Genomic DNA, 22652 nt, shown 5'->3' on the forward strand with positions numbered 1-22652 from the left:
CAGGCTTAAATAGACTCCCATCGGGAATATCGACTCATGAACGAAAAAACCGAGGAACTCCGCGATATCTTCACCGACGTCACCGACGGCGAGGAAACCGTGACCGAATCGCAGGAGAACACGCGGGGCTCGCTCGAACGAGACGAGCGGACGACCGAGGAGCGCCTCGAGAGCGTCGTCCAGCAGATGCGCGAGCGCTACGCGTTCGACATGTCGCTGTCGAACGAGGAACTCGTCACCGTCGCGAAAGGCTTCTACGAGGGCGACAGCGACGACGACATCGCCGCCGATCTCGGCGTCGATCCGGAAGCCGTGTTCGAGGCACGGATGACGCTGCATCTCGTGGGCGAGGACGACGCCGACGAGGTCGACCTCGTCGCCATCCGCGACCGCGAGGAAGACGACGCCACGCTCGCCGACGAGTACGACGTCAGCGACGACCAGATCCGACGGTACCGCCGCGTCGCCGCGGCCGAAGACGAGTCACGAGCGGCGAACGACCGCTACCGCGACGAGTTCGACAGTCTCCTCGCCGACGCGGACCTCTCCGAACGGATGACCACCGACGTTCGTGAGGACGGTCTCGAGGACGCGACGGAGGGGATGGAGACGGACGTCGAGTTCTAGAACCGAACTTTTTTTAACTGGGTCCTCGCTCACTTCGTTCGCTCGAACCCAGCCAAAAAACTTCGATGAAAAAATGCCGAGCGCGCCAGCGGCGCGCTCGGTACGACTGCTTGCACCGCATACCAACACGGTCGTCTACGCACAGTTTCTGGTCGAGATCACTATCAAATCCACCGGTGACAAATTCGACACTTATTGTGGTCAGTACAGGCGAAGGCGTTACCACTTCGGCCCGGTCGAACAACGTCGACCTCAACATGCGGTGGCGCGCGCTGAGCCGCAGTGAACCGACGGTGAACCGCGGCTCGAATATGCGCGAGGGATGAGCGAGCGACTGGGAGCGAGCGAATCGGTTGGGGAGGACGTGGCACTCATCGCTGCCAGCGACAGCAACACGCTCGTCTTCACCAACTCCTCAGTAACATAGCTCCGTTCACTAAGCCCAGCGAGTGAGCGGCTCTACACTGACACCGCAGTAACGGCCAGCGAATCGATAGCGTTGTCCGGAAATTTATATACAAATAGGCGGCCAGACGGCTCGTGTCTCGAGCCCGCGTCTCGTTCAGCGACCTGCGAACCGCCGCGTACTGTCCCCGGAAGTGCTACTATCAGCGGACGAGCGACGACTACGATCGGGAGCCACCGCCGCAGGTCGAGTCGATTCGCGCGCTCGCGACGCGGTACGAGGAGCTACTCGAGGCCCCCGCAGGTGCGCTCGAGTCGGAACCGATCGCCGTCGCGCCCGTTCGATACCGCGATCGACTCGCCGCGACGCGGGATCGGCTCGCCGACGCCGGCCAGTGGAGTCGCCTCTGTGAGCCCGGTGATCGGGACGTCTACGTCAGCGGTCGCGACTGCCACGGTATCGTCCACAAGGTCCTCGAGGAGCCGCTCGAGCCGGTGCTCGTCTCGACCGGTGAGCCGCCCGAACGGGGGGTCTGGGAGGCCCAGTCGGTTCACGCCGTCGCGGCCGCGAAGGCGCTGGCCTGGGAGCACCAGCAGCGGGTCGACCGGGCCTGGCTCGAGTACCCCGCCTACGGCGTGATCCGCGCCGTCGATCTGACGACGCGGCGAAAAGCCCGGTACCGCCGCACGCTCCGGACGGTTCGAGAACTGGACGGGCCGCCGGCCCGGACCAACAACCGGTCGAAGTGCGACGCCTGCGAATTCGCGACGCAGTGTGGCGTTCGGACGCGAACGTTACGCTCGCTGCTCGGATTCTGAGACGCGCCTCGTCGCGCAGTGATTCGTCGGTGGTATCGATCCGAGACCGAGACACTTTTACTCGAAACCGAGTAATGCTTTCTACCGATGATGTGGCAAGACTTCGTGTTCCTCGCTGGAAGCGTCCTCTCGATCGTGTTTCTCGCACCGACGGTGCGTGATTCCTCCGCCCGAATTCCCCTCGGCTCGAGCGTTCCCTCGATGACGATCGGCGCGGTGTACTCGTTCACCTACTCGACGATGGGCATGACGTTCTCGTCGCTCGGCGCGGCCGGCGTCGCGATAATGTGGTCGCTGATCGTCTGCTATCGCGCACCCGGCGCACGGACCGGCCCGGCGAATATCGTGCGCTTCCTCGTCGAGATGGGCCAGCGCGGCCGTCAGTTCGCGATCGGTGCTCGAGGAAACGATCAAACCGTACGCGCCGAACCCGAACAGGCGGCCGACTAGCGGTCCACCGGTCGGTCAGTGGTCCTCGAGCCACGCCTCGATCTCGTCGGCCAGCGCACCCCGACGATGAATCGTCCCCGCTGAGACGTCGACGACGGTACTTTCGGTCGTATCTCTGGACTCACCCGTATCAGCCTCGAGAACGACTGCCGCCTCGAGCACTCGGTCCCCGATCTCTTCGACTCGTCGGGCGCTCGGCTCCCCGCTGACGTTGGCGCTCGTGGCCGTGATCGGTCGCTCGGCGCGCTCGAGGAGTGCGAGCGCGGGCTCGCAGTCGGGGACTCTGACGCCGACGCGACTCCCGCCGGCCGTGAGGATATCGGGAACGACGGCTCGTCGCTCACAGAGCAGCGTCACGGGTCCCGGGAGGAACGTCGCGGCGAAGGCGCGTTCGCGGTCGTTCGCGCGAACGTACTCCTCCTCGACGGCCGTCTCGAACGTCGGCACGGCGAGTGAGACCGGTTTCGAGCGATCTCGATCCTTCACCTCGAAGACGCGCTCGACGGCGTCGGCATCGAGCGCGTCGGCACCGAGCCCGTAGACGGTTTCGGTCGGATACACCACCAGTTCGCCCGCACGGATCGCCGCCGCTGCGCGTTCGAGTGCCTCCGTGTCCGCGTCCATACCTCAGTATCGCCGCGTCCGCGGCAAAAGCGTACCGTCCTGTGCGCTGGGGAGTGCAGCGGTCGTCTTGATCGGGTACTCGACTGCGGGCCGACCGATTACTCGAGCCCCAGCCGTTCCTCGAGTTCGTCGTAGTCGGGGAACTCGGGCCACTCGGTGGCGACCCAGGCGGCGTCGACGGTCAGGTCCGGCTCGAGCGCGAAGAACGCGACCCGCGGCTCGCCGAGTCCTTCCATCCCGTCCAGTTCGTGGGCGATGCCGTAGGACGCGGCGACGTCGTTGCCCGGATCCGAAAAGATCGCAAACGGGAACTCGTTCTCGTCGAGGAACCGCGAGATACCGTACGGTGTCGAAGCCGTCACGCCGACGAGTCGGTCCGCGCGGTCGGCCCAGTCGCGCTCGTCGAGTTCGTCCCAGATGTACTTGCCGACGAACGAGCCGATCATGGGCGTGAAGACGAGGATCGTCCGCCCACCGTCGGCGACCTCGGACAGCGTTCGCTCCTCCCAGAACTCGTCGGTGACCAGCGGCCGCGTAAACGCGGGTGCCCCGTCTCCCGACTCGGGGTGGTCCGCGGGGCCGAGGTGGACGACCTCGAAGTCGGGCATCAGTTATCGCCTCCGTAGGTCGACTCGAGGTAGTCGACGATGTTTGCGCTCTCGGCCATCGTCACGCCGGTGGTCTCGTCGACGACCACCGGGACGGTGCGGACGCCGGCGACGCGCTTGACGACGTCCCGCCGCGAGTGGAGCGGTTCGACGAACCGCGAGCGGTAGTCGAGATCGTACTCGTCGAGTAACCGCGCGACGCGTTCGCAGTACGGACACGCCTGCAGGCGGTAGAACGTGATCGGCGCGTCGCTGTCTGCACTGGTGGATGCTCCCATACCCGCTCGTTGGGGAAACGGGCGGGTAAACGTGTCGTCGCCGGCGACCCGGGGCATAAATGGTAAACGGTTAACCGATCCGGCTATTATCCACGACATCAATGGCGTTGTCTCCGCTGCTCGCGCTCGTGTTTGCCGCCTACGAGGTTCCCGTCGTGGACCTCGCGTTCGAACAGTCGACGGTGACGATCGTCGGCGCCCTCGCTGTGGTGGTTCTCATCGCGCTCTCCGGGTTCTTCTCGTCGTCCGAAATCGCGATGTTCAACCTGCCGAAACACCGTATCGAGGGGATGGTCGAGGACGAGGTTCCGGGTGCGCAACTCGTCAAATCGCTCAAGGACGATCCACATCGCCTCCTCGTCACGATTCTCGTCGGCAACAACATCGTCAACATCGCGATGTCCTCGATCGCGACGGCGATCCTCTCGATCTACTTCGGCGGTCTGGTCGGCGTGTTGCTGGCGACGTTCGGGATCACCGCCCTCGTTCTCCTGTTCGGCGAGAGCGTTCCCAAGTCCTACGCGGTCGAGAACACCGAATCGTGGGCGCTTCGCATCTCGAAGCCGCTCAAGACGACGGAGTACCTGCTGTTCCCGCTCATCATCCTCTTCGACTACCTCACGCGACAGGTGAACAGGCTCACGGGGTCGACCGGTGCGATCGAATCGCCCTACGTCACCCGCGACGAGATCCAGGAGATGATCGAGTCGGGCGAGCGCGAGGGCGTTCTGGAGGAGGAAGAACACGAGATGCTCACGCGGATCTTCCGCTTCAACAACACCATCGTCAAGGAGGTCATGACGCCGCGTCTCGATATGACCTCCGTCCCGAAAGACGCGAGCATCGACGAGGCCATCGAGACCTGCATTCAGAGCGGCCACGCGCGGATCCCAGTCTACGAGGGTAGTCTCGACAACGTCCAGGGAGTCGTCCACATCCGCGATCTCGTGCGCGATCTCAACTACGGCGAAACCGAGGTCGAGGATCTGGAACTCGACGATCTCATCCAGCCGACGCTCCACGTCCCCGAGTCGAAGAACGTCGACGAACTGCTGACCGAGATGCGCGAAAACCGAATGCACATGGCGATCGTCATCGACGAGTTCGGCACCACCGAGGGGCTGGTGACCGTCGAGGACATGATCGAGGAGATCGTCGGCGAGATCCTCAAAACCGGCGAGGACGAACCGATCGAGGAGGTCGACGACCGAACCGTGATCGTCCGCGGCGAGGTCAACATCGAGGACGTCAACGAGGCGCTCGATATCGATCTACCGGAGGGCGAGGAGTTCGAGACCATCGCCGGCTTCATCTTCAACCGTGCGGGCCGACTCGTCGAGGAAGGCGAGGAGATCACCTACGACGGCGTCCGGATCACCGTCGAGGGCGTCGAGAACACCCGCATCATGAAGGCGCGACTGCGGAAACTCGAGCAGCCGCCCGAGCCGGAAGACGAGGACGAGGCCGAAACCGAGATCGACGAGGAGTCGGTGGCTCGAGACTGATCGTCACTTCTGCTGCGGTCGTCGGTCCCGCATTACATGCCGTCTTCGACGTCGAGCATTCGGTCTCGAAGGTCCCGGCCCCGGTCGGAGTCGACCGTCAGTTCCGGGACGGGAACCGGTCTGTTGTTCTCGTCGATCGCGACGAACGTGAACGACGATTCGGTCGTCCGCTCCGTGTCGCCGGTTCTGGGCTCTTCGCGCCACGCGCGGAGTCCGACGTGGACGCTCGAGCGACCCGCGTCGTAGACGAACGCCTCGACCAGCGCCGTGTTGCCGATGCCGATCGGTCGCTCGAAGTCGAGTTCGTTGACGCGAGCGGTGACGCAGGTCTCGCCGGCGAAGCGCATCGCCGACATCGCGCCGACCTCGTCGAGCCACTTCATGAGGGTGCCGCCGTGGAGCGTGTCGTTGTTGTTGGCGTGATTCGGCTGGACGCGGAACCGGTTCTGGATGTGCGTCTCGAGGATCGTCGGCATACGGTCCCCTTCGCACGAGGGGGTGAAGAAAACACTCACTGAACGCGGGTCTCACGCGACGATCCCCGGTGACTCGCGCGTCTCACTCGCCCGCCTCCGTCGACTCGCGCGTCGAGGTGGTCACGAACGGTCCGTCATCGTCCGTCAGTCGTCCCGAAACCCGTCTCCTCGAGTTTCCCGTCGATGAGGTGAACGGTCCGTTCGAGAGCAGCGGCGCTGACCGCGTCACCGCGGTCGCGAAGGTTCTCGCGGTACCGACGGAGCGTTACCGACAGTCGGAGCGCATCGGACCGGCGAATTTCCACGCGTTCTCCCCGGTCTCGCGCGTTCGCCATCTCGACCCGAAGTTGGCGGTGCCGGTGTGCTTCGCCGAGGGCGTCGGTTTCCATGGCCGATTCGGCCATCTTGTCCAGGGCGTACAGACACGCGTCGAGGTGTTCCTCGTCCCCGTCCAGATAGATCGGATCGGTTACCTCGTCGAGTCGGTTCAGCGCCCCGTATAGCGTGTCGAACGATTCGTTCATCCGTATTCGCTCTCAGAACACTGTCGCTGATTATTATACGATGAATAAAGCGTTGCAGACTACAGATCCCGGCCGATCTGGACGATTGCACCGCCGCTGCTCTCTCGCTGTGATACCACACTTCGTCGAGCCGAGGCTCCCGTGTACCTCGCTCGCCGCGACGAGACCGACGGGACGTCAGGCGTCCCGCCCGAGTTCCGCAAGCAGGTGGGAGACGTGAATCCGGTCGCTCGAGCCCTCGTGCATCTCGAACTCGATATCGGCGGCCAGTCGGTGTATCCGCGCCAGTTTCTCGCCCTGATACCGCTTTCGCGCCACCTCGAGGATCGAATCGATGACCTCCTCGCCGTCGAGGCCTTCGTCGACGAGCAGGTCGTCCAGGGCCTTGCGAGCGTCCGTAAACGCTCCCGCTTCCGCGTCGTCGAGCATCGCCTCGATCTCGTCCTCGAGGCCGACCTCGCCGATCGTCTCGTAGGCCGCCTGCATCGTCAGTTCGCCCTCGTCCTCGACGGTCGTCTGGGCCGCCAGAATGGCCTGCCGGAGGTTGCCGTTGGCGTAGCCTGCGACGAACTCGAGGCCGTCCGCGTCGTACTCGACGCCCTCCCGTTCGACGATACGCTCGAGCACCGTCACGATCTCGGGACTCGAGGGCGCCCGAAAGGAGACGGGGAAACACCGCGAGCGGATCGGCGGGATGAGTTTCGTGGGCTGGCGGGTGGCGATGATAAACTGCGTCGTCCGGTGGTGTTGCTCCATGATCCGGCGCAGCGCCTGCTGGAAGTCCTCGCGGACGTCCTCGGCGTTGTCCAGCAGGATCGTCTTGTACTCGCCGGAGACGGAGGCGTAGCTCGCCGATTCCTTGAGGACGTGGTTGATCATGTCCCGCTTGGACATCGAGGAGCGGCCGACGAGGAACTGCTCGAAGCGCGGATCGTTCTTGATCTCGGTCTTCGTCCGGCCGAAGAAGTCGGCGACGTTGATCTCGATCAGATCGTTGTCCGGGTCTGTATGCGCTTCGCGTGCGAGTGCGCGCGCCGCCGCCGTCTTTCCGCTGCCGGGTGGGCCCTGCAGGAGAAGGTTGATCGGCTCGTCGACGGCGCGCTCGAGGTACTCTCGAGCGTCGTCCTGTGGCAACTCGGCCAGCTCGGGGGCGTGGGTGTCGGTCCACAGCGGCGCGTCCATCGCCAGTCCGTAGGGACGGGGCGGGTAAGAATCGGTCGATTGTCCTGTCGGCTGCGAGCCGGGCGGTGGATTCGACGGATCGTCTCGGCGAATTCCCCGAGCAGTTGTAGCCGACAGTATCGCGTCGGCTACGCGCTACTCCTCGTCGTCCTCGCCGTCCGCGACGTCCGCGAGCGTGAACGTCGTCTCGACGCCGTCACCGTCCTCGCCCTCGAACGGAGTCGGCTCGTCGTCGTCCGACTCGCCCTCGTAGAGGCTCGCGGTGAGTTCCTCGTCCTCGTCGACGTCGGTGTCCTCGTCGAACTCGACGGTCACGTTGTCGTGTTCGCCGGGCTCGAGGTCGTCGCTCGTCCCGATCAGGCTGCCGTTCTCGTCCTCGATCCCGACGAAGCCGTCGACGGGAATCGCGGCGTCGACGGTGACGTTCTCGTCTCCCGCGTCGACGACCTCGACTGCGGGATCGGTGTGGAACTCGAGGTCGATGGTCGTGATGGCGCCGTCGCCTTCGGTGTAGACGCCGATGGGCTGTTCGCCGGGTGGCGCGCCGACGGTGTCGATCCGGAAGGTCACCTCGCGCGTTTCGTCACCGTCGAGTTCGAGCGCCTGTTGCTCGAGGACGGTGCCGCCCAGGCGGAACTCGACGTTCTGCTGGATCGCGAGTTCCGTCGGGTTGGTGATCTCGGCGGTGATCTCGATCGTGTCGTTCGTGGTCGCCGACTCGGGGGCGCTGATGGAGCCGACGGTGAACGAGTCCGACAGCGCGTCGTCGTCCACGGTCGTCGTCACCGATGCCGTGTCCGAGACGGGGAAGCCGTCCTCGAGGTAGGGTCGGTCCTCCTCGCCCTCGGTCTCCTCGTAGGCGTAGCCGTCGCCGCCCGTGTCCCTGTGGACCGTCGCGGTGAGCTGGCCGACGAGGTCCTCCTCGGCGTCCTCCGCGCGTTCGATCGTCACGTTCTCGTGCGTGTCCGCCTCGAGGTAGTCGGAGACGGCGAGCGGTTCGTCACCGCCGTCGGTGATGACGACGAAGCCGCCGTCCGAGAGTGTCACCTCCTCGATCGTGACGTTCTCGCCGGTCCCTTGCTGGTCCTCGAACTCGATCGACGCCTCGGGATCCTCCTCGACGCCGAAGATGGCGGGGGCCTGACCGACGACGATCCCTGCGGCGAGTACGATCGCGATCGCGATCAGGATCGCACCGACGCGTTTGATGGTTCCGAGTGTCGATTTCGTGCTCATGATCGGAACTACCTGTGGGTGTCGCGGAGCGATTCCTGGTCGAAGTCGGGCGCCATTACGAGTCGTTTCACGGTCCATCGATGTAAAACGTCGAGGTGATTCGCTCGCTCCGGTAATTGAGCGCAGTTGAAAGTAGTCGACCGAACTCGATCCCGACGCGATCCGAAGGCCGTATACTCGTCCCGAACCGAACAGCAACCGATGCCACTGCGCGTGACGTTTCTGGGGACGGCCGGGGCGATTCCGACGACCGAGCGAAACCCGAGCAGTATCTTCGTCGCTCGAGAGGGCGACCAGTTGCTGTTCGACGCCGGCGAGGGAACCCAGCGCCAGATGATGCGATTCGGCACCGGATTCTCGATCTCGCACCTGTTCGTCACGCATCTCCACGGCGATCACGTCCTCGGCATTCCCGGACTGCTCCAGACGATGGCCTTCAACGACCGCGAGGAGCCGCTGGCAATCCACGCGCCACGCGGCACGCGCCGACAGCTGAAGTCGCTGGTGAACGCGCTGGGCAACCGCCCCTCGTTTCCGGTGCGAATCAACGAGGTCGGCGACGGGGACGTCGCCTTCAGCGCCGACGAGTACGAGGTCCGCGCGTTCGAGACCGACCACGACGCCCGGTCGGTCGGCTACGCCCTCGTCGAGGACGACCGCAAGGGCCGCTTCGACCGCGAACACGCCGAGGAGCTGGGCGTTCCCGTGGGGCCGAAGTTCTCGAAGCTCCACGCCGGCGAATCCGTCGAACTCGAGGACGGCACCGTCGTCGATCCGGAACAGGTCGTCGGCGAGCCTCGACCAGGCCGCTCGATCGTCTACACCGGTGACACTCGACCCGCGGCGGCGACGATCGAGGTCGCGGACGACCCCGATCTGTTGATCCACGACGCGACCTTCGCGGACGACCGCGCCGACCGGGCCGCGAAGACGGCCCACTCGACGGCCCGACAGGCCGCCGAAATCGCGACCCGCGCGGGTGCCGATCGGCTCGCCCTGATGCACCTCTCCTCGCGCTACGCGGGCCACACTGCGGACCACCTCGAACAGGCGCGCGAGGTGTTCGACGGCGAGGTGTTCCTTCCCGACGACGGGCGGGAACTCGAGATTTCGTATCCCGACTCGTGACTCGGTGGCGCGATAACCGCCGGAGCTCCCGGTGTCCCGCCGAGAGCATGCAGTTTCCGACCCAGGAATTTTCGAGTCGGGCGACTACTCCTACGGGATGCGTCACATTCAGGTCACGATCCCGATCGGGGAGCGGGAGACGATACTCGACCTGTTGGACGAGGAAGGGATCGATTACGTCGTGACCGACGAGAGCAGCAGCCGCGAGTACGACGCCGTGGTGTCGTTTCCGGTTCCGACGAACGCCGTCGAACCGATTCTCGATTCGCTGCAGGAGGCCGGGGTCGACGAGGAGTCCTACACCGTCGTCGTGGACGCGGAGACGGTCATCTCACGGAAATTTGAGCAGCTTCAAGAGGAGTACGCCACCGAAACCGTCGAGGAGGAACAGATCTCCAGACAGGAACTACTCACCAGAGCAGACGAGCTGACGCCGACGTTCAGCGTGTTCTTCGCGATGACGCTGATCAGCTCGGTCGTTGCGACCGTCGGTCTCATGCTCGACTCCCCGGCCGTCGTCGTCGGATCGATGGTCATCGCGCCGCTCATCGGTCCCGCACTGAGCGCGTCCATCGGGACGGTGGTCAACGACCGCGAGGTCTTTTTTACGGGTATGCGCTACCAGTTCACCGGCGTCTTCGGCGGCATCGTCGCGGCGGCCGTCGTCGCGTGGCTGTTTCAGGCGCTGTTTCTCGTCCCGCCCGGCACCGAGATCACCCAAATCGACGAAATCGCCGAACGGATCGCGCCGGAACTGCTCCTGTTGCCCGTCGCACTCGGCGCCGGCGCAGCGGGAATTCTCAGTCTCGCGACCGGCTTTTCGGTGGCGATCGTGGGCGTGATGATCGCCGCGGCGCTGGTCCCGCCGATGGCCGCGGCCGGAATCGCGCTGGCCTACGGATTGCCCGTCGCCGCACTGGGGTCGACGGTCCTCGTGCTGGTGAACCTCCTCGGCGTCAACCTCGCGGGACTCCTGACGCTCCGGTACATCGGCTACCGTCCCGGTTCCGGATTCGAGATCTCGACGGCACGGTGGCAGTTCGTCAAACAGGTCGCCGCCTTCGTCTGTATCATCCTCGTCCTCTCGCTGTTTCTGACCGGGGTCACCTACTCGTCCTATCAGGTCTCGGAGTTCGAGGGAACGGCCACCGAGGAGACCGAGGCCGTCCTCGCGGAGTACGACGACATGTACCTCCTCGAGATGGAGGTCGAAGTCCATCGGGGCGGGTTCCCGCTGGACGCGTCGCTCGACGCCACGCACCAGATCGATGCCGTGATAATCCAGATCGGCGGCCCGCCCGGCGTGTACGACGCCGACGTCGTCGAACGGCTCGACGAGCGGATCAACGCCCACACGTCCGACGAGACCGAGGTACAGGTTCGGTTCGTGACGACCGGTGGGGCCGAGGTCGAAGAACCGACGGATACCGACGACTCGGCTCCTCGGGTGTGAGACGGCGGCCGACTACTCCGTCTGGATCAGTTCGACCTCGTCCGATCCGCATCGCGGGCACTGCTGGTGGGCCGAGTCGCTGAAACTCGTCCCGCAGCTCGGACACCGCTTCCGATCCGTCTCGATACCGGCCGTCCCGCACACGCCACACTGCTTTCGAGACCCCTTGAAGTGGGCGTTACAGGACTCGCATCGGTACGTCCCGCGCATAGTCGTACGACGCGCGGCACGATGAAATGGATTGGGGCGTCAGTTCACACCGCGTGGGTACCTCCGTTCGCAGGGTACTGACACCGCTCAGATTCGGTCGGCGTAGCCGCCACAGTCCGCCGTCTCGCACTCGGAGCCGTCGAGCCACGTCGCACCGGTGAGGTCGGCGTCGGTGAGATCCGCACCGACCGGGTACGAACTCGTGAGATCGGCCCCGGTGAGGTCCGCTCCCGAGAGGTCGACGGTCGGGTAGATCGCGTCCGTCAGATCCGCATCCGAGAGGTCCGCGTCGGAGAGGTCGGCGTTCGGGAGGGTCGCATCGGTCAGGTTCGCACCCGACAGATTCGCGTTCGAGAGGTCCGCGTCCTCGAGGTCGGCTCCCGAGAGGTCGGCGCCGGCGAGGCTCACGCCGGTGAATTCCTCGTCGGAGAGATCCACCGCCGAGAGATCGACGCCGGAGAGGTTCGCACCGGTGATGTTCGCCTCCGTGAGCGCCCCGATCAGGAACGTCGCGTCCCTGAGATCCGCGTCCCTGAGATCCGCATCCTCGAATTTCGCGAGAAAGAGGTCCGCCTCTCTGAGATCCGCACCCCGAAGGTCCGCGTCCGTGAGCGTCGCCATCGAGAGATCGGCGCCGGAGAGGTTGCAGTCCGCCAGATCGGCCCCCTCGAGATCGGCTTCCGACTCGATCGCGTGGCCGTTGCACTCCTCCCCGCTGCTCTCGAGTCCCGCGAGACAGCCCGACAGCCCGACGACGGCGCCGCTGGCGGCACCGACGCGCTGGAGCAGTCGGCGTCTGGACGGCCTCGAGCCCGCGTTCTCCGTGGTAAATCTCTCTGGCATAGTTTCGTCGACCGGGTCGCTTCGTTCGTCGAAGAAGGATAATCAGTTGTCAAATCTCTTGTGGTCCGACCGTCTCGAACGGACGACTGGCCTCGAGTCGGACCGGTCTCGATCAGCGCTCGTTTCGAGCGTCTCGAGTACTCCTGCTGTCCGGATCGCCTCGGGTATCACGGGCGTCGCCGGGCTCTCGAGCGTCACCGGTCCCTCGGGTATCACTGGGCTCTCGAGTGTCGGCGGTTTCACGATCAGTGCGAGGCTCTCGAGTCTCTTCCCGAACCGCGACGCGGGACGTCCCGGCCACCGCGAGGGTGACCGGTGCCCGCGTTCGCGTCGCCCAGACGCCACCCGCGGCGACGAGTCCCGCGGTGATGCCCGCCAGGATCGCGTTGGCGAGCAAGCCGCCGATGTCGATCGAGACCGCGAGCGGAATCGTGCCGAACAGCGCCGCGAGGGTCCAGAAGACGAGCGTCGAGACGCCCGTACAGATGCCCGCCGTGACGTAGGTCGTCGACCGGTCGTGCTCGAGTCGCCAGCCGAGGAACGCACCGACGAAGGCGGCGAGGAGGATCGCCAGATACGGGGTCGCCGTAATCGGAACCGAGAGCGCCGCTTCGAACGCGGCGTCGAAGCTCACAGCGTCGTCGGCCGTGTCGACGACCCCTTCGTCGATCCCGTCGCTGAAGATTCCGAACAGTCCGAAGCCGACGGCGACCAGCGCGAGCAGTAGCGTCAGATACGTCGTCCACGCCCTGACGACCGGCTGTCGTGCGAGGTCGACGACCGACGCTCCACCCGGTTCGTTTCGTCGTTCGGCTTCCGGCTCGTTCCGTCGTTCGGCTTCCGGCTCGTTCCGTCGTTCGCCCTCCGAATCGCCACTCCGACTGCGCGTCTCGTCGTCTCGGTCGGCGGTATCGGCGTGTTCGGCAGTTTCGTTTGCTTCGGTGGATCGATCTCGAGTATCCATGTTTCTGTCACAACAGTTCGTTCCTTAGTGGTTGGGCCGACGGCCGGCACGAACCCGCGCCGGATTTATCACCGACTCGCCCATAGGGCCGGCCGTGAGTACGCGAACGAGTGCCCTCGATGCGGTCGTCTTCGGAGTCGATATTCAGAGCGGTGACGTCCGGGGTGACGCCCCGTCGTACGCGCTCGTCGTCTACGACGGCGAGGACGTCACTCGGGACGTCGTCTCCCACCGCAAACTCCGGCGACTGATCGACGACGAGGAGCCGGCGATCGTCGCGACGGACAACATGTACGAGCTGGCCGCCGACAAGGATCAGCTCATCCACTTCCTCGGCTCGCTCCCCGCCGGGACGAAACTCGTCCAGGTGACCGGCGCCGAACAGCCCGAGCCGCTCTCCCGGGTCGCGAAACGCCACGGCATCCCCTACGGGAAGGATCCGATGCAGGAGGCCGAGGCCGCCGCCCGACTGGCCGCCCACAACGTCGGCCACGAGGTATCGGCCTTTACCGACACGACCGAGGTCAAGGTCGCGAGGGGCCGGTCCACCGGTAGCGGCGGCTGGAGCGAGGACCGCTACACCCGCCGCATCCACGGCTCGGTCAGGAAACGAGCCCGCGAGGTCGAGTCCGAACTCGACGACGCAAATCTCGAGTACGAGCGGGAGGTCAGGGAGGCTTACGGCGGCTTCGCGAACGCCGTGTTCACCGTCGAGGCCCGGCCGCAGGACATCCCCGTCTCGCGCAATCGCTCGGGCGACGTCCGCGTCGAAATCGAACGCGAACGGCGGGACGGCATCGAGTTCCAGCCGCTCGTCAAACGCCGGGATCACGTCGTCGTCGGCATCGATCCCGGGACGACGACCGCGGTCGCCATCGTCTCGCTCGAGGGCGAGGTCCTGGACGTCTGGAGTTCGCGCACCAGCGACACCGCCGACGTGATCGAGTGGATCGTCGAACGCGGCCGGCCGATCATCGTCGCGGCGGACGTGACGCCGATGCCCGAGACGGTCGAGAAGTTCCGCCGCAGCTTCGACGCCGCGGGCTGGACGCCCACGAGCGATCTGCCGATCGACGAAAAGCAGCATCGAACGCGCGAGGAACCGTACGACGACGACCACCAGCGCGACGCGATGGCCGCGGCGCTGTACGCCGTCGACGCCCACGAGGACCAGTTCGAGCGCATCGCCGACAAACTCCCGCCGGGGCTCGACCGCGGCGAGGTGACCGCTCGCGTCGTCGCCGACGAAGAGAGCGTCGAGGCCGTCCTCCGGGACCTGGACGACGACGAGGACACCGAGGAGGAGTCCACGGAACACGAACCCCGCGAACTGACCGAGGAGGAAAAGCGGATCAAGTCCCTCGAGCGGCAGGTCGACCGGCTCCAGTCACACGTCGGGACCCTCGAGGGCCGCATCGAGGACCGAGACGAGCGGATCGACGAACTCGAGTCGAAACTCACCCTCGCCCGGCGGGAGGAACGCACGCAGGTTCGCAAGGACCGGGAGGTGAGTCGCCTCGAGCGGAAGGCGAACCGACTCGAGCGCGAACGCGACGAGGCTCGCGAGGAGGTCGAGTCGCTCGAGGGGAAGGTCGAGCGGATGAAGGCGCTCTGGAAACTCGATCACTCGAACTTCAGCGACGTCTCGGCGAAAAAGGAGGGGCTGGTCCCGGTCAAGTTGATCGAGAAGTTCACGAAGGGGGCGATCCGCGAGGCCGACGAACAGTACGGCATCGCGGCCGACGACGTCGTCTACGTGCGGGACGCGAGCGGAGCCGGTCGATCGACGGCCGAACTCCTCGCCGGGTTCGAACCGCGGGTCGTCCTGAAGGAGGGCGGCCTCTCGGAGATCGCCGACGAGATCCTCTTCGAGAACGAGATTCCGGTCGGTCCGGCCGACGACGTCGCCATGCAGGAGGTCGACGAATTAGCCGTCGCCCGCGAGGACGACGTCGAGGCCGTCATCGACGACTGGCACGACCGCGCGGCGGAACGCGAACGCGACCGCAAGGCGTCGATGGTCGACCAACTCATCAGCGAACACCGGGCCGGCGACAACGAGGTCTGAATCTCCGCGTTCGTGGTCCCGGGCTCAGTCCGCCGTCTCCATCGGCGACAGCACCTGTGGCACCTCTTCGACCGCGACTTCCTCGGTCAGATCCTCCGGTTCGTCGACCGGCCCGTTGACGAACAGCGCGTGGACGATGAAGCCGATCGCGACGACACCCATCACAGCGACCGAGAGCTCGAGGGCGACCGGCGTCGCGTAGCCGATACCCACCCCGAGACCGAGGCTCGCACCGATACAGCCCAACACGAGATCGTAGTACTGGAGCGTGTATCCCATGTCCTTCTCGAGGCGACGAACCGACAAAACAGTTCGGAGCGCGAGTGCAGCCCCGTCGGCCGGTTTCAGAACATTCCGAAGCTCTGGAGCATCCCCGAGATCAGCGCCTTGACGACCAGTCCGAGGCCGGCGAGGACCATCGCCATCCCGGCGGCGATCAGGAGACTCTCGTAGGCGATCAGCGCGATTCCGGCGAGCACGATAACCAGACCGACAATTCCCAGCGGCCCGAGGTTCTGCAACATACGCAGCACTGCCGAGCGGAGGAAAATAAACGGCGTGGTTTCCCGGCCTCGAGTGTCGCTGCCGGCGGCCGAACGCCCGGCGAAATCGATAAAACATTAAACGGCTTGGCTTCGAACGATGAGCCATGAGCGACGACGGTGAGGGCGGTCGGAAGAACCTCCGGATGCCGGAGGACGACGAGGTCTTCGCGACCGTCACCAACATGCTCGGGGCGAATCGGGTGAAAGTACGGTGTGCGGACGGTCAGGAACGCACCGCGCGTATTCCCGGCAAGATGCAAAAGCGCATCTGGATCCGCGAGGATGACGTCGTCCTCGTCGAGCCGTGGGACTGGCAGGACGAGAAGGCCGACATCACCTGGCGCTACGAGAAGAGCGAGGCCGATCAGCTCCGGCGGGAAGGGCATATCCAGTAAAACGAAATTTTGTTCTGCGGTCTTCGACGGCTGCGGCAGCATAGCTGCCGCACGCCGTCGTGTCCCTCGACAAAATCATAAAAGAGCGCTCCGCGCTCTTTTAGACATCGCGGGAGCTACGCTCCCGCTCAGTTTCGATCAAAAGCACTCCTCCTTCGGTTCGTTCGCTTCACTCACTCACATCAGTCGTCGGCCCGCTCACTCACTCCGTTCACTCGCGGTGAACGGCATCGTTCTGGTTCTTCGAACCACTCACTCGCCGACAATACAATGGTGAATGTCTCACCGGCTGTACCGCAAATTCTCGGACCAGAAGCCTGCCCTCCCCCGGTTCGTCCGCTCCTCGCAGCGCTCGGAGCGAACTCACGGCCGTCGATTTTGCTCGTCCGCTCCCCACAGGCGGCGGGTGATACACCGAGAACGAGCGGATTCGAGACGTATCGTGCCACGCGAACGCGGGGCTTGTCGCGTACGTGACTGCTGCCGAACACAAATACGAGCATCGTACAGAAAGCTTATCTTCGCGATTTACATTCAAGTACGCATGACTCTCAGTCGACGTCAGCTCCTGCAGGGTGTCGGAGTCGGCGTCTCCGCGGGACTGATCGGACTCTCGGGATCTGCGTCGGCGTCTGCGTCTTCATCAGCAACGGCCACTCGCAGGGTGTTCGTCCACCCGCGCAACGGACTGGTCGGTGAGTTACTCGGTGTGGTCGAGGCCATCGGCGGGACGACGCTCCGCAGGTTCGACAACTTCGAGTTCGTGGTTGCGGAGGTGCCGTCGAACAGGCTGGACGAGTTGCGCGGCGACCGTCGCGTGTCGTTCGTCGAGGACGACGACGAGACGAGGATCCCCTCGGACTGGTCGCCGTCCCTCTCGGATATTCTGAATCCCCCCGACGACTCCGACTGTTCGACCCATCCCGATCAGCGACCCTCCTGGGGCTTGGAGCGGATCGGTGCCGACGACGTCGACCCGGACGGGTCGGGCGTCGACGTGGGGATTCTCGACACGGGAATCGCGTCGGACCACTGCAGCCTGTCGGTCGCCGGCGGTCAGAACTTCACGAGTGACGGGACGTCCGGCGACTACGAGGACCGCCACGGCCACGGGACCCACGTCGCCGGCGTCGCGGGCGCGCCGGACAACGACCGCGGCGTCGTCGGCGTCGCCCCCGAGGCGAACCTGTACGCGGTGAAGGTGCTCGGCGACGACGGCTCCGGTCGGTACAGCGAACTGATCGCCGGGATCGACTGGTGTATGTCGAACGACGTGGAACTGATCTCGATGAGCCTCGGCGGCGAGGAAGCGAGCTCGACGCTGGACGACGCGATCGAGGCCGCACACTCGGCGGGACACCTCCTGCTCTGTGCGGCCGGCAACGAAGGGAACGACGGCGGCGAGTCGTGCGACGAGGAGACGATGACCCACCCGGCGATGCACGACGACGTCGTCGCGGTCACCGCGATGAACGAGAACGACACGCTGGCGTCCTACAGCAGCGTCGGCTCTGCCGTCGACCTGATTGCACCGGGAACGGAGATCAACTCGACTACCGTCGACAACCAGTACGCACAGGCGAGCGGGACGAGCGTCGCCTGCCCGTTCGCCACTGGCGTCGCGGCGCTGGTCTGGGAGACCCGCGAGGAGTCCGGACCGGGGCCGAACGAGGCGGTCAGGGAGATCCTCGGTGAGACGGCGGAGGAAGTGCTCGGAACCTGTGCGGAGGGCGACGGACTCGTGGACGCCCGCGCCGCGGTCGGTGACGAGCGCGCGACCGACGGTGGCAGTCACGACACGGATCGGGCCGGCGGATTCTTCGACGGACTCCGATCGGTGGTCGACTGGTTTGCGGACCTGCTCGCGAGCTTCTTCGATTGGCTCCGACGGCTGTTTTCGTAGCCGTCGTTGCGGTACGACCGGAGTGATCGGCGAAAAGTGGTCTTCTGACCGGTGTGCTACCTTTCAACAGCGAGGGAGTCCCGCCGTTCACGGCGTCCTCAGAACGCTTTGCGTTCTGATGGGCATCGCAAACCTCCGGTTTGCTCAACGGGCGTGAATCGCGTACACTCCGTTACCGTCCCGCCACGTTACTCCCGAGCCCGAGTCTCACACACTATCTCCACGTTCACTTTCACCCTGGATGGATCGTCTTTACAACACCCAAGTACGTCTGTTGGAATGAGAGATGAAGCGTACCAATACGTTCACCGTACGACCGCTCTCCGACAGTGGAGAGCAACTGCTACGCGATCTGTTGGACGCTTCTGCCGCTCTCTGGAACCAAGTCAATTACGAACGCCTCATCCGGTACAACGACGAGGACGGCTTCGATGGCGACGTGTGGGACGCTGATACAGGCCGACTCGAAGGCCAGTACAAAGGCGTGCTTGGTGCGTCTACCGCCCAACAGGTAATTCGCAAGAACAGCGAAGCCTGGCGCGGATTCTTCGACCTGAAAAACGAATACTACGACGAGTCAAACACGTCGATCACAGAACACCCGGAACCACCGGGGTTCTGGGGGAACGAAGACGACGGGCGAAAGCCCCATACCGTCATTCGCAACACGTCGTACACCGTCGAATGGGGCGATCGATCCCGGCTTGAAATCCTGATCGGGAAAGAACTGAAAGACCGATACGACCACACCGGACGGCTCCGCCTGGAAATCGCTGGCGACCCGAACTGGCCCGAGTACGAGAAACAGGGCCGGTTAGACCTGTGGTACGATGAGACTGACAGCACCTTCCGAGCTTCGCAACCCGTGACTGTTTCTGACGATGTACGGGACACTCCACTGGCCTCAGAGAAGGCCGCTCTGGATATTGGTGCGAATAATCTCGTCGCCTGTACCACGACAACCGGACAGCAATATCTGTACGAGGGGCGGAACCTGTTCAATCGGTTCCGCAACACCACACGCGAGATTGCCCGATTGCAGTCGAAACTCGAAGAAGGTCGGTACAGTAGCGATCGTATCCAACGGCTGTACCGCAAACGAACCCGTCACCGTGACCACGCTCAAGAGACACTGTGTCGTGACCTGATCGAACGACTGTACTCTGAGTGTGTAGACACGGTATATGTTGGTGGATTGACTGACGTGTTAGAAACACACTGGTCAGTCGAAACCAACGCCAAGACCCACAACTTCTGGGCGTTCGAGAAATTCACCAAACGGTTAGCTTGTACTGCCGAGGAGTACGGAATTGCGATCGAAGTCCGATCGGAAGCATGGACAAGCCAGGAGTGCCCACAATGTGGTTCGACAGACCGAACGACTCGGTATCAGGACACGCTCACCTGTCCGTGTGGGTTCGAAGGTCATGCCGATATCACGGCGTCAGAAACGTTCCTGAAACGGCATACAGAGAAGGCGGTCAGGCCGATGGCACGGCCCGTGCGGTTCGAGTGGGACGACCACCAATGGTCGGAGTCACCACGCTCTTACCGTCCCAAAGAACAGCGCACAGACCCGAGTACCGTCCATCGTGACGGGAATGTTGCCACCGGGGATTCTCAGGCAGTCTGAGACTCCCACGCCGGAGAGGAAACCCCGTCGTTTACGACGGGGAGGATGTCATAGCCCGGCGACGTCTTCGATGGCGTCGGTCAGCTCTCGAATCGACTCGAGGTCGTGTTCGCCCATGTGGCCGATGCGGAACGTTTTCTCGCCGAGTTGTGAGCCGTAGCCGTTCGAGAAGACCATGCCGTACTGGTCGTCGACGGCCGCGATGGTTTCGGCGACGTCGATCCCTTGCGTGTTCTCGATACAGGCCACCGTCTGTGACTCGTAGCCCTCCTCGGGGAACATCTCGAAGTGCTCGGTGGCCCACTCGCGGGTGTACTCGGCCATCTCGCGGTGGCGCTGGTCGCGTCCCTCGTGGCCCTCCTCGAGCATGTACTTCATCTGTTTGCGGTAGGCCAGCATGATCGGAATCGCCGGCGTGGAGTGCGTTTGGCCCTTCCGGTCGTAGTAGTCGATCGTGCGCTGGAAGCCGCCGTACCAGGACGCCGACTCGGCCTCGAGTTCGCGCTCGTAGGCGTCGTCGCTGACGACGCAGACGGCCAGCCCCGGCGGCATGGCGAAGGCCTTCTGGACCGACGTGAAGATGACGTCGATGTCGTGTTCGTCGATATCGACGTAGTCGCCGCCCAGCGAGGAGACGGCGTCGACGACGAAGTAGGTGTCCGGGTAGTCGGCGACGACGTCGCCGATCTCCTCGACGGGGTTGCGGATGCCGGTCGAACTCTCGTTCATCACGCAGGTGACGGCGTCGTACTCGGTGTCGCTCTCCTCGAGTCTCTCGCGGACGTCCTCGGGTTTGACCGCTTGCCCCCACTCGTACTCGAGCGTGTCGACGGTTTTGCCGAGGCGCTCGGCGACGTTGGCCTGTCGCTCGCTGAAACTGCCACAGGTCGTGACGAGGACGTTCTCGTCGACGAGGTTGAGTATCGAGCTCTCCATGAACTCGGTTCCCGAACCCGTGAGAATGATGACCTCGTTGTCGGTGCCGAGGAACTCCTTCGTATCTTCGACGATGGTGGTATAGAGATCCGTCATTCGGTCCATCCGGTGGCCGAACATCGGCTCGCACATCGCCTCGATGACGTCCTCGCGTACCTCGGTCGGACCCGGAATATACAGCGTTTTGTCGGGATAGTCGTCCTTGTACTCTTGTTTCTTGGTCACGGAAACCACCTGATACGGCCTACTGCGTAGCGAGGCGGTATGGTACTTTTGATGCCGTATCCATCCCTGTCCCGCAGATTTTGCCGTCTCTTGCTACGCGTCGACCGACGTGATCGATCACTCGACCACGATCTCGCCGCGCATCGTGCCGTCGTGCGGGTTACAGACGTAGTAGGCCATCTCCTCGGTCGCCTCGATCTCGAGGATCTGGCCCTCGTCGGGGTCTTCGGTAACGCCGGTCCGGTAGTCGTCGACGACTTCGTCGTTCGCGTCCCAAATCTCGATGTTGTGCACGATGCCGTCGCCCTCGGTCCACCCGATTTCGTACGTTTCGCCGGCCTCGAGTGCGATGTTTGGATTCCTTTCGCCGTCGATCGGTGCCGGCTCGATCCCTTCCCAGCCGCTCTGCTGGCCGTCCAGGAGAATCTGCGTCTCGGGTTCGATCCTGAAGACGTCCCCATCGTCGTCGCTGTCGTCTTCGCTTTCGTCCGCATCCGGCTCCGTACCGGGGTCCTCGTCACCGTCGGCGGTATCGCCGCTCTCGTCGTCATCGTCGGCGTCGTCGGCGGACGCCTCGGGTTCACCGTCGGTTCCGGCCTCGTCGACACAGCCCGCGAGTACCCCGGCCGATGTCGCGACACCGGCGGCGTACAGCAGCGTCCGACGCGTAAGTCGATCGGCAGTAGTCATACGTACTCCTATTCGACACTGTTCATAAAACCAATCATTGTTCGCGATCGGAATCGCCACACGACGGTGCAGTGATGTACGGGTGCTCGGAAGGACGAAGTCGGTACTCCGTCTCGTCGGAGTCGGGATTGCCGTGGGAAATGGGTACGCTGACTGCCGACACTTTCGTAGTTGCTCGCCGCGGTGCTACGAGCACGATCATCCGATCGCTGGCCGTCGTGAACTGAGACGAGACCGCTGAGACGGAGCTGTCGGGGCCCACCGCGGGAGCCAGCCGACTGCGGACAGTGTCTCCGAAAAAATCGCTTCGGGAACTGCGGCGTCAGTTATTCAACCTGAATCTCGCCGCGCATCGAACCGTCGTGGGGCTGGCAGACGTAGTTGGCCATCTCGCTGGTGACCTCGATCTCGAGGATCTGGTCCTCGTCGGGCTCGGCCGTGATGTCCGTCTCGTAGTCTTCGACGACTTCGTCGTCGGAGTCCCGGATTTCGAAATTGTGCTCGATATCGTCCCCTTCGGTCCAGCCGATATTGTACGTTTCACCCTCTTGGAGGATGAGCGTCGGGTTCTGCTCGCCGTCGATCTCGTCCGGTGAGAGGCCTTCCCAGCCGCTCTGCTGGCCGCTGAAGGTGATCTCCGTGTCGGGATCGATCTCGACGCCGCCGTCGCCACTGTCGTCGCCGTTGCCGTTTTCGTCACCGTCGTCGCTGCCACAGCCGGCGACGAGTGCGGTCGCTGCGGCCGCACCCGTGAGCTTCAGCGCTGTCCGCCGAGAGAGTGGGTTGTCTCGCGTCATCGAGCGGAGGTTAGGGTTGAGCACATAAAAATTGATACCCTCTATCCTGACGCTGTCATGCGGTTACATACCAGTGAGCTCCCTGGTAGTTCTCGAGGAAATACCGATTGAAAAGAACGTGACGGCGA

At 64.1% G+C, this 22652-nt stretch carries 25 protein-coding genes; 10 read left to right on the forward strand and 15 right to left on the reverse strand.

The genetic code is table 11. The features are described 5' to 3' along the window. Positions 1 to 36: 36 nt before the first annotated feature. The 3 genes from ACSFC7_RS03275 (at position 37) to ACSFC7_RS03285 (ending at position 2301) form a co-directional block, all read left to right on the forward strand. Positions 37 to 627, forward strand: a complete 591-nt coding sequence (locus ACSFC7_RS03275; RefSeq protein WP_436346334.1) for a conditioned medium-induced protein 4 — start codon at positions 37 to 39, stop codon at positions 625 to 627. Between the two features lie 540 nt (positions 628 to 1167). Next, positions 1168 to 1851, forward strand: a complete 684-nt coding sequence (locus ACSFC7_RS03280; RefSeq protein WP_436346335.1) for a CRISPR-associated protein Cas4 — start codon at positions 1168 to 1170, stop codon at positions 1849 to 1851. Between the two features lie 90 nt (positions 1852 to 1941). After that, positions 1942 to 2301: a hypothetical protein gene (locus ACSFC7_RS03285; protein ID WP_436347898.1), complete on the forward strand. Its 360-nt coding sequence runs from the start codon at positions 1942 to 1944 to the stop codon at positions 2299 to 2301. Between the two features lie 15 nt (positions 2302 to 2316). Here the strand turns inward: ACSFC7_RS03285 and ACSFC7_RS03290 are convergent, their stop codons facing one another. The 3 genes from ACSFC7_RS03290 to ACSFC7_RS03300 form a co-directional block, all read right to left on the reverse strand. Beyond that, entirely contained in the window at positions 2317 to 2925 is a 609-nt protein-coding gene (locus ACSFC7_RS03290; protein ID WP_436346336.1) for an L-threonylcarbamoyladenylate synthase, read from the reverse strand. A 98-nt stretch (positions 2926 to 3023) separates the two neighbouring features. Then, positions 3024 to 3533, reverse strand: a complete 510-nt coding sequence (locus ACSFC7_RS03295; RefSeq protein ID WP_436346337.1) for a redoxin domain-containing protein — start codon at positions 3531 to 3533, stop codon at positions 3024 to 3026. Then, entirely contained in the window at positions 3533 to 3811 is a 279-nt protein-coding gene (locus ACSFC7_RS03300) for a glutathione S-transferase N-terminal domain-containing protein (RefSeq protein WP_436346338.1), read from the reverse strand. The genes ACSFC7_RS03295 and ACSFC7_RS03300 overlap by 1 nt, the downstream gene beginning before the upstream one ends. 101 nt (positions 3812 to 3912) lie before the next feature. On the opposite strand from ACSFC7_RS03300, the gene ACSFC7_RS03305 reads away from it, so the two are divergent. After that, positions 3913 to 5316: a hemolysin family protein gene (locus ACSFC7_RS03305; protein ID WP_436346339.1), complete on the forward strand. Its 1404-nt coding sequence runs from the start codon at positions 3913 to 3915 to the stop codon at positions 5314 to 5316. Between the two features lie 32 nt (positions 5317 to 5348). On the opposite strand, the gene ACSFC7_RS03310 is transcribed toward ACSFC7_RS03305, so the two are convergent. From ACSFC7_RS03310 to ACSFC7_RS03325, 4 genes are all read right to left on the reverse strand, one after another. Further along, complete coding sequence (locus ACSFC7_RS03310) at positions 5349 to 5792, reverse strand: acyl-CoA thioesterase (RefSeq protein ID WP_436346340.1); 444 nt, start codon at positions 5790 to 5792, stop codon at positions 5349 to 5351. A 134-nt stretch (positions 5793 to 5926) separates the two neighbouring features. Beyond that, positions 5927 to 6316 (reverse strand): hypothetical protein, encoded by a 390-nt coding sequence (locus ACSFC7_RS03315; protein ID WP_436346341.1) that lies wholly within the window; start codon positions 6314 to 6316, stop codon positions 5927 to 5929. Positions 6317 to 6493: 177 nt separating this feature from the next. Further along, a complete protein-coding gene (locus tag ACSFC7_RS03320) occupies positions 6494 to 7498 on the reverse strand; it encodes an AAA family ATPase (RefSeq protein ID WP_436346342.1) in 1005 nt (334 codons plus the stop codon). A gap of 135 nt (positions 7499 to 7633) precedes the next feature. After that, on the reverse strand, positions 7634 to 8734 hold the full coding sequence (locus ACSFC7_RS03325; protein WP_436346343.1) for a DUF7282 domain-containing protein: 1101 nt from the start codon (positions 8732 to 8734) through the stop codon (positions 7634 to 7636). Between the two features lie 201 nt (positions 8735 to 8935). On the opposite strand from ACSFC7_RS03325, the gene rnz reads away from it, so the two are divergent. Next, positions 8936 to 9862 carry a ribonuclease Z gene (rnz, locus tag ACSFC7_RS03330; RefSeq protein ID WP_436346344.1) on the forward strand — a complete coding sequence of 309 codons (927 nt, stop codon included), beginning with the start codon at positions 8936 to 8938 and terminating at the stop codon, positions 9860 to 9862. A gap of 97 nt (positions 9863 to 9959) precedes the next feature. Beyond that, positions 9960 to 11315 (forward strand): TIGR00341 family protein, encoded by a 1356-nt coding sequence (locus ACSFC7_RS03335; protein ID WP_436346345.1) that lies wholly within the window; start codon positions 9960 to 9962, stop codon positions 11313 to 11315. 12 nt (positions 11316 to 11327) lie between these two features. Here the strand turns inward: ACSFC7_RS03335 and ACSFC7_RS03340 are convergent, their stop codons facing one another. The 3 genes from ACSFC7_RS03340 to ACSFC7_RS03350 form a co-directional block, all read right to left on the reverse strand. Beyond that, a complete protein-coding gene (locus tag ACSFC7_RS03340; RefSeq protein ID WP_436346346.1) occupies positions 11328 to 11525 on the reverse strand; it encodes a hypothetical protein in 198 nt (65 codons plus the stop codon). Positions 11526 to 11612: 87 nt separating this feature from the next. After that, entirely contained in the window at positions 11613 to 12368 is a 756-nt protein-coding gene (locus ACSFC7_RS03345) for a pentapeptide repeat-containing protein (RefSeq protein ID WP_436346347.1), read from the reverse strand. 112 nt (positions 12369 to 12480) lie between these two features. Continuing rightward, positions 12481 to 13332: a hypothetical protein gene (locus ACSFC7_RS03350; RefSeq protein ID WP_436346348.1), complete on the reverse strand. Its 852-nt coding sequence runs from the start codon at positions 13330 to 13332 to the stop codon at positions 12481 to 12483. A gap of 94 nt (positions 13333 to 13426) precedes the next feature. Here ACSFC7_RS03350 and ACSFC7_RS03355 point away from each other — a divergent pair, with 94 nt between their 5' ends. Next, positions 13427 to 15400, forward strand: coding sequence for a DUF460 domain-containing protein (locus ACSFC7_RS03355; RefSeq protein ID WP_436346349.1), 1974 nt, complete (start codon positions 13427 to 13429; stop codon positions 15398 to 15400). A gap of 24 nt (positions 15401 to 15424) precedes the next feature. Here ACSFC7_RS03355 and ACSFC7_RS03360 read toward each other — a convergent pair whose 3' ends face one another. Continuing rightward, the gene (locus ACSFC7_RS03360; RefSeq protein ID WP_436346350.1) at positions 15425 to 15679 is read right to left on the reverse strand and encodes a hypothetical protein; all 255 of its coding nucleotides are present in this window, start codon (positions 15677 to 15679) and stop codon (positions 15425 to 15427) included. Positions 15680 to 15744: 65 nt separating this feature from the next. Next, a complete protein-coding gene (locus ACSFC7_RS03365; RefSeq protein ID WP_436346351.1) occupies positions 15745 to 15924 on the reverse strand; it encodes a DUF7470 family protein in 180 nt (59 codons plus the stop codon). A gap of 125 nt (positions 15925 to 16049) precedes the next feature. On the opposite strand from ACSFC7_RS03365, the gene eif1A reads away from it, so the two are divergent. The 3 genes from eif1A to ACSFC7_RS03380 all read left to right on the forward strand — a co-directional run bounded on the left by eif1A (position 16050) and on the right by ACSFC7_RS03380 (position 19876). Further along, a complete protein-coding gene (eif1A, locus tag ACSFC7_RS03370; protein WP_006065309.1) occupies positions 16050 to 16340 on the forward strand; it encodes a translation initiation factor eIF-1A in 291 nt (96 codons plus the stop codon). Positions 16341 to 16884: 544 nt separating this feature from the next. Beyond that, positions 16885 to 18243 (forward strand): S8 family peptidase, encoded by a 1359-nt coding sequence (locus tag ACSFC7_RS03375; protein ID WP_436346352.1) that lies wholly within the window; start codon positions 16885 to 16887, stop codon positions 18241 to 18243. 286 nt (positions 18244 to 18529) lie between these two features. Further along, the gene (locus tag ACSFC7_RS03380; RefSeq protein WP_436346353.1) at positions 18530 to 19876 is read left to right on the forward strand and encodes an RNA-guided endonuclease InsQ/TnpB family protein; all 1347 of its coding nucleotides are present in this window, start codon (positions 18530 to 18532) and stop codon (positions 19874 to 19876) included. A gap of 48 nt (positions 19877 to 19924) precedes the next feature. On the opposite strand, the gene ACSFC7_RS03385 is transcribed toward ACSFC7_RS03380, so the two are convergent. The 3 genes from ACSFC7_RS03385 to ACSFC7_RS03395 form a co-directional block, all read right to left on the reverse strand. After that, complete coding sequence (locus ACSFC7_RS03385) at positions 19925 to 21037, reverse strand: pyridoxal-phosphate-dependent aminotransferase family protein (RefSeq protein WP_436346354.1); 1113 nt, start codon at positions 21035 to 21037, stop codon at positions 19925 to 19927. Positions 21038 to 21154: 117 nt separating this feature from the next. Further along, positions 21155 to 21727 (reverse strand): plastocyanin/azurin family copper-binding protein, encoded by a 573-nt coding sequence (locus ACSFC7_RS03390; RefSeq protein ID WP_436346355.1) that lies wholly within the window; start codon positions 21725 to 21727, stop codon positions 21155 to 21157. 326 nt (positions 21728 to 22053) lie between these two features. Next, on the reverse strand, positions 22054 to 22524 hold the full coding sequence (locus ACSFC7_RS03395; RefSeq protein ID WP_436346356.1) for a plastocyanin/azurin family copper-binding protein: 471 nt from the start codon (positions 22522 to 22524) through the stop codon (positions 22054 to 22056). Positions 22525 to 22652: the final 128 nt, after the last annotated feature.

Source organism: Natronorubrum halobium (assembly GCF_051351675.1).
GTDB lineage: Archaea > Halobacteriota > Halobacteria > Halobacteriales > Natrialbaceae > Natronorubrum.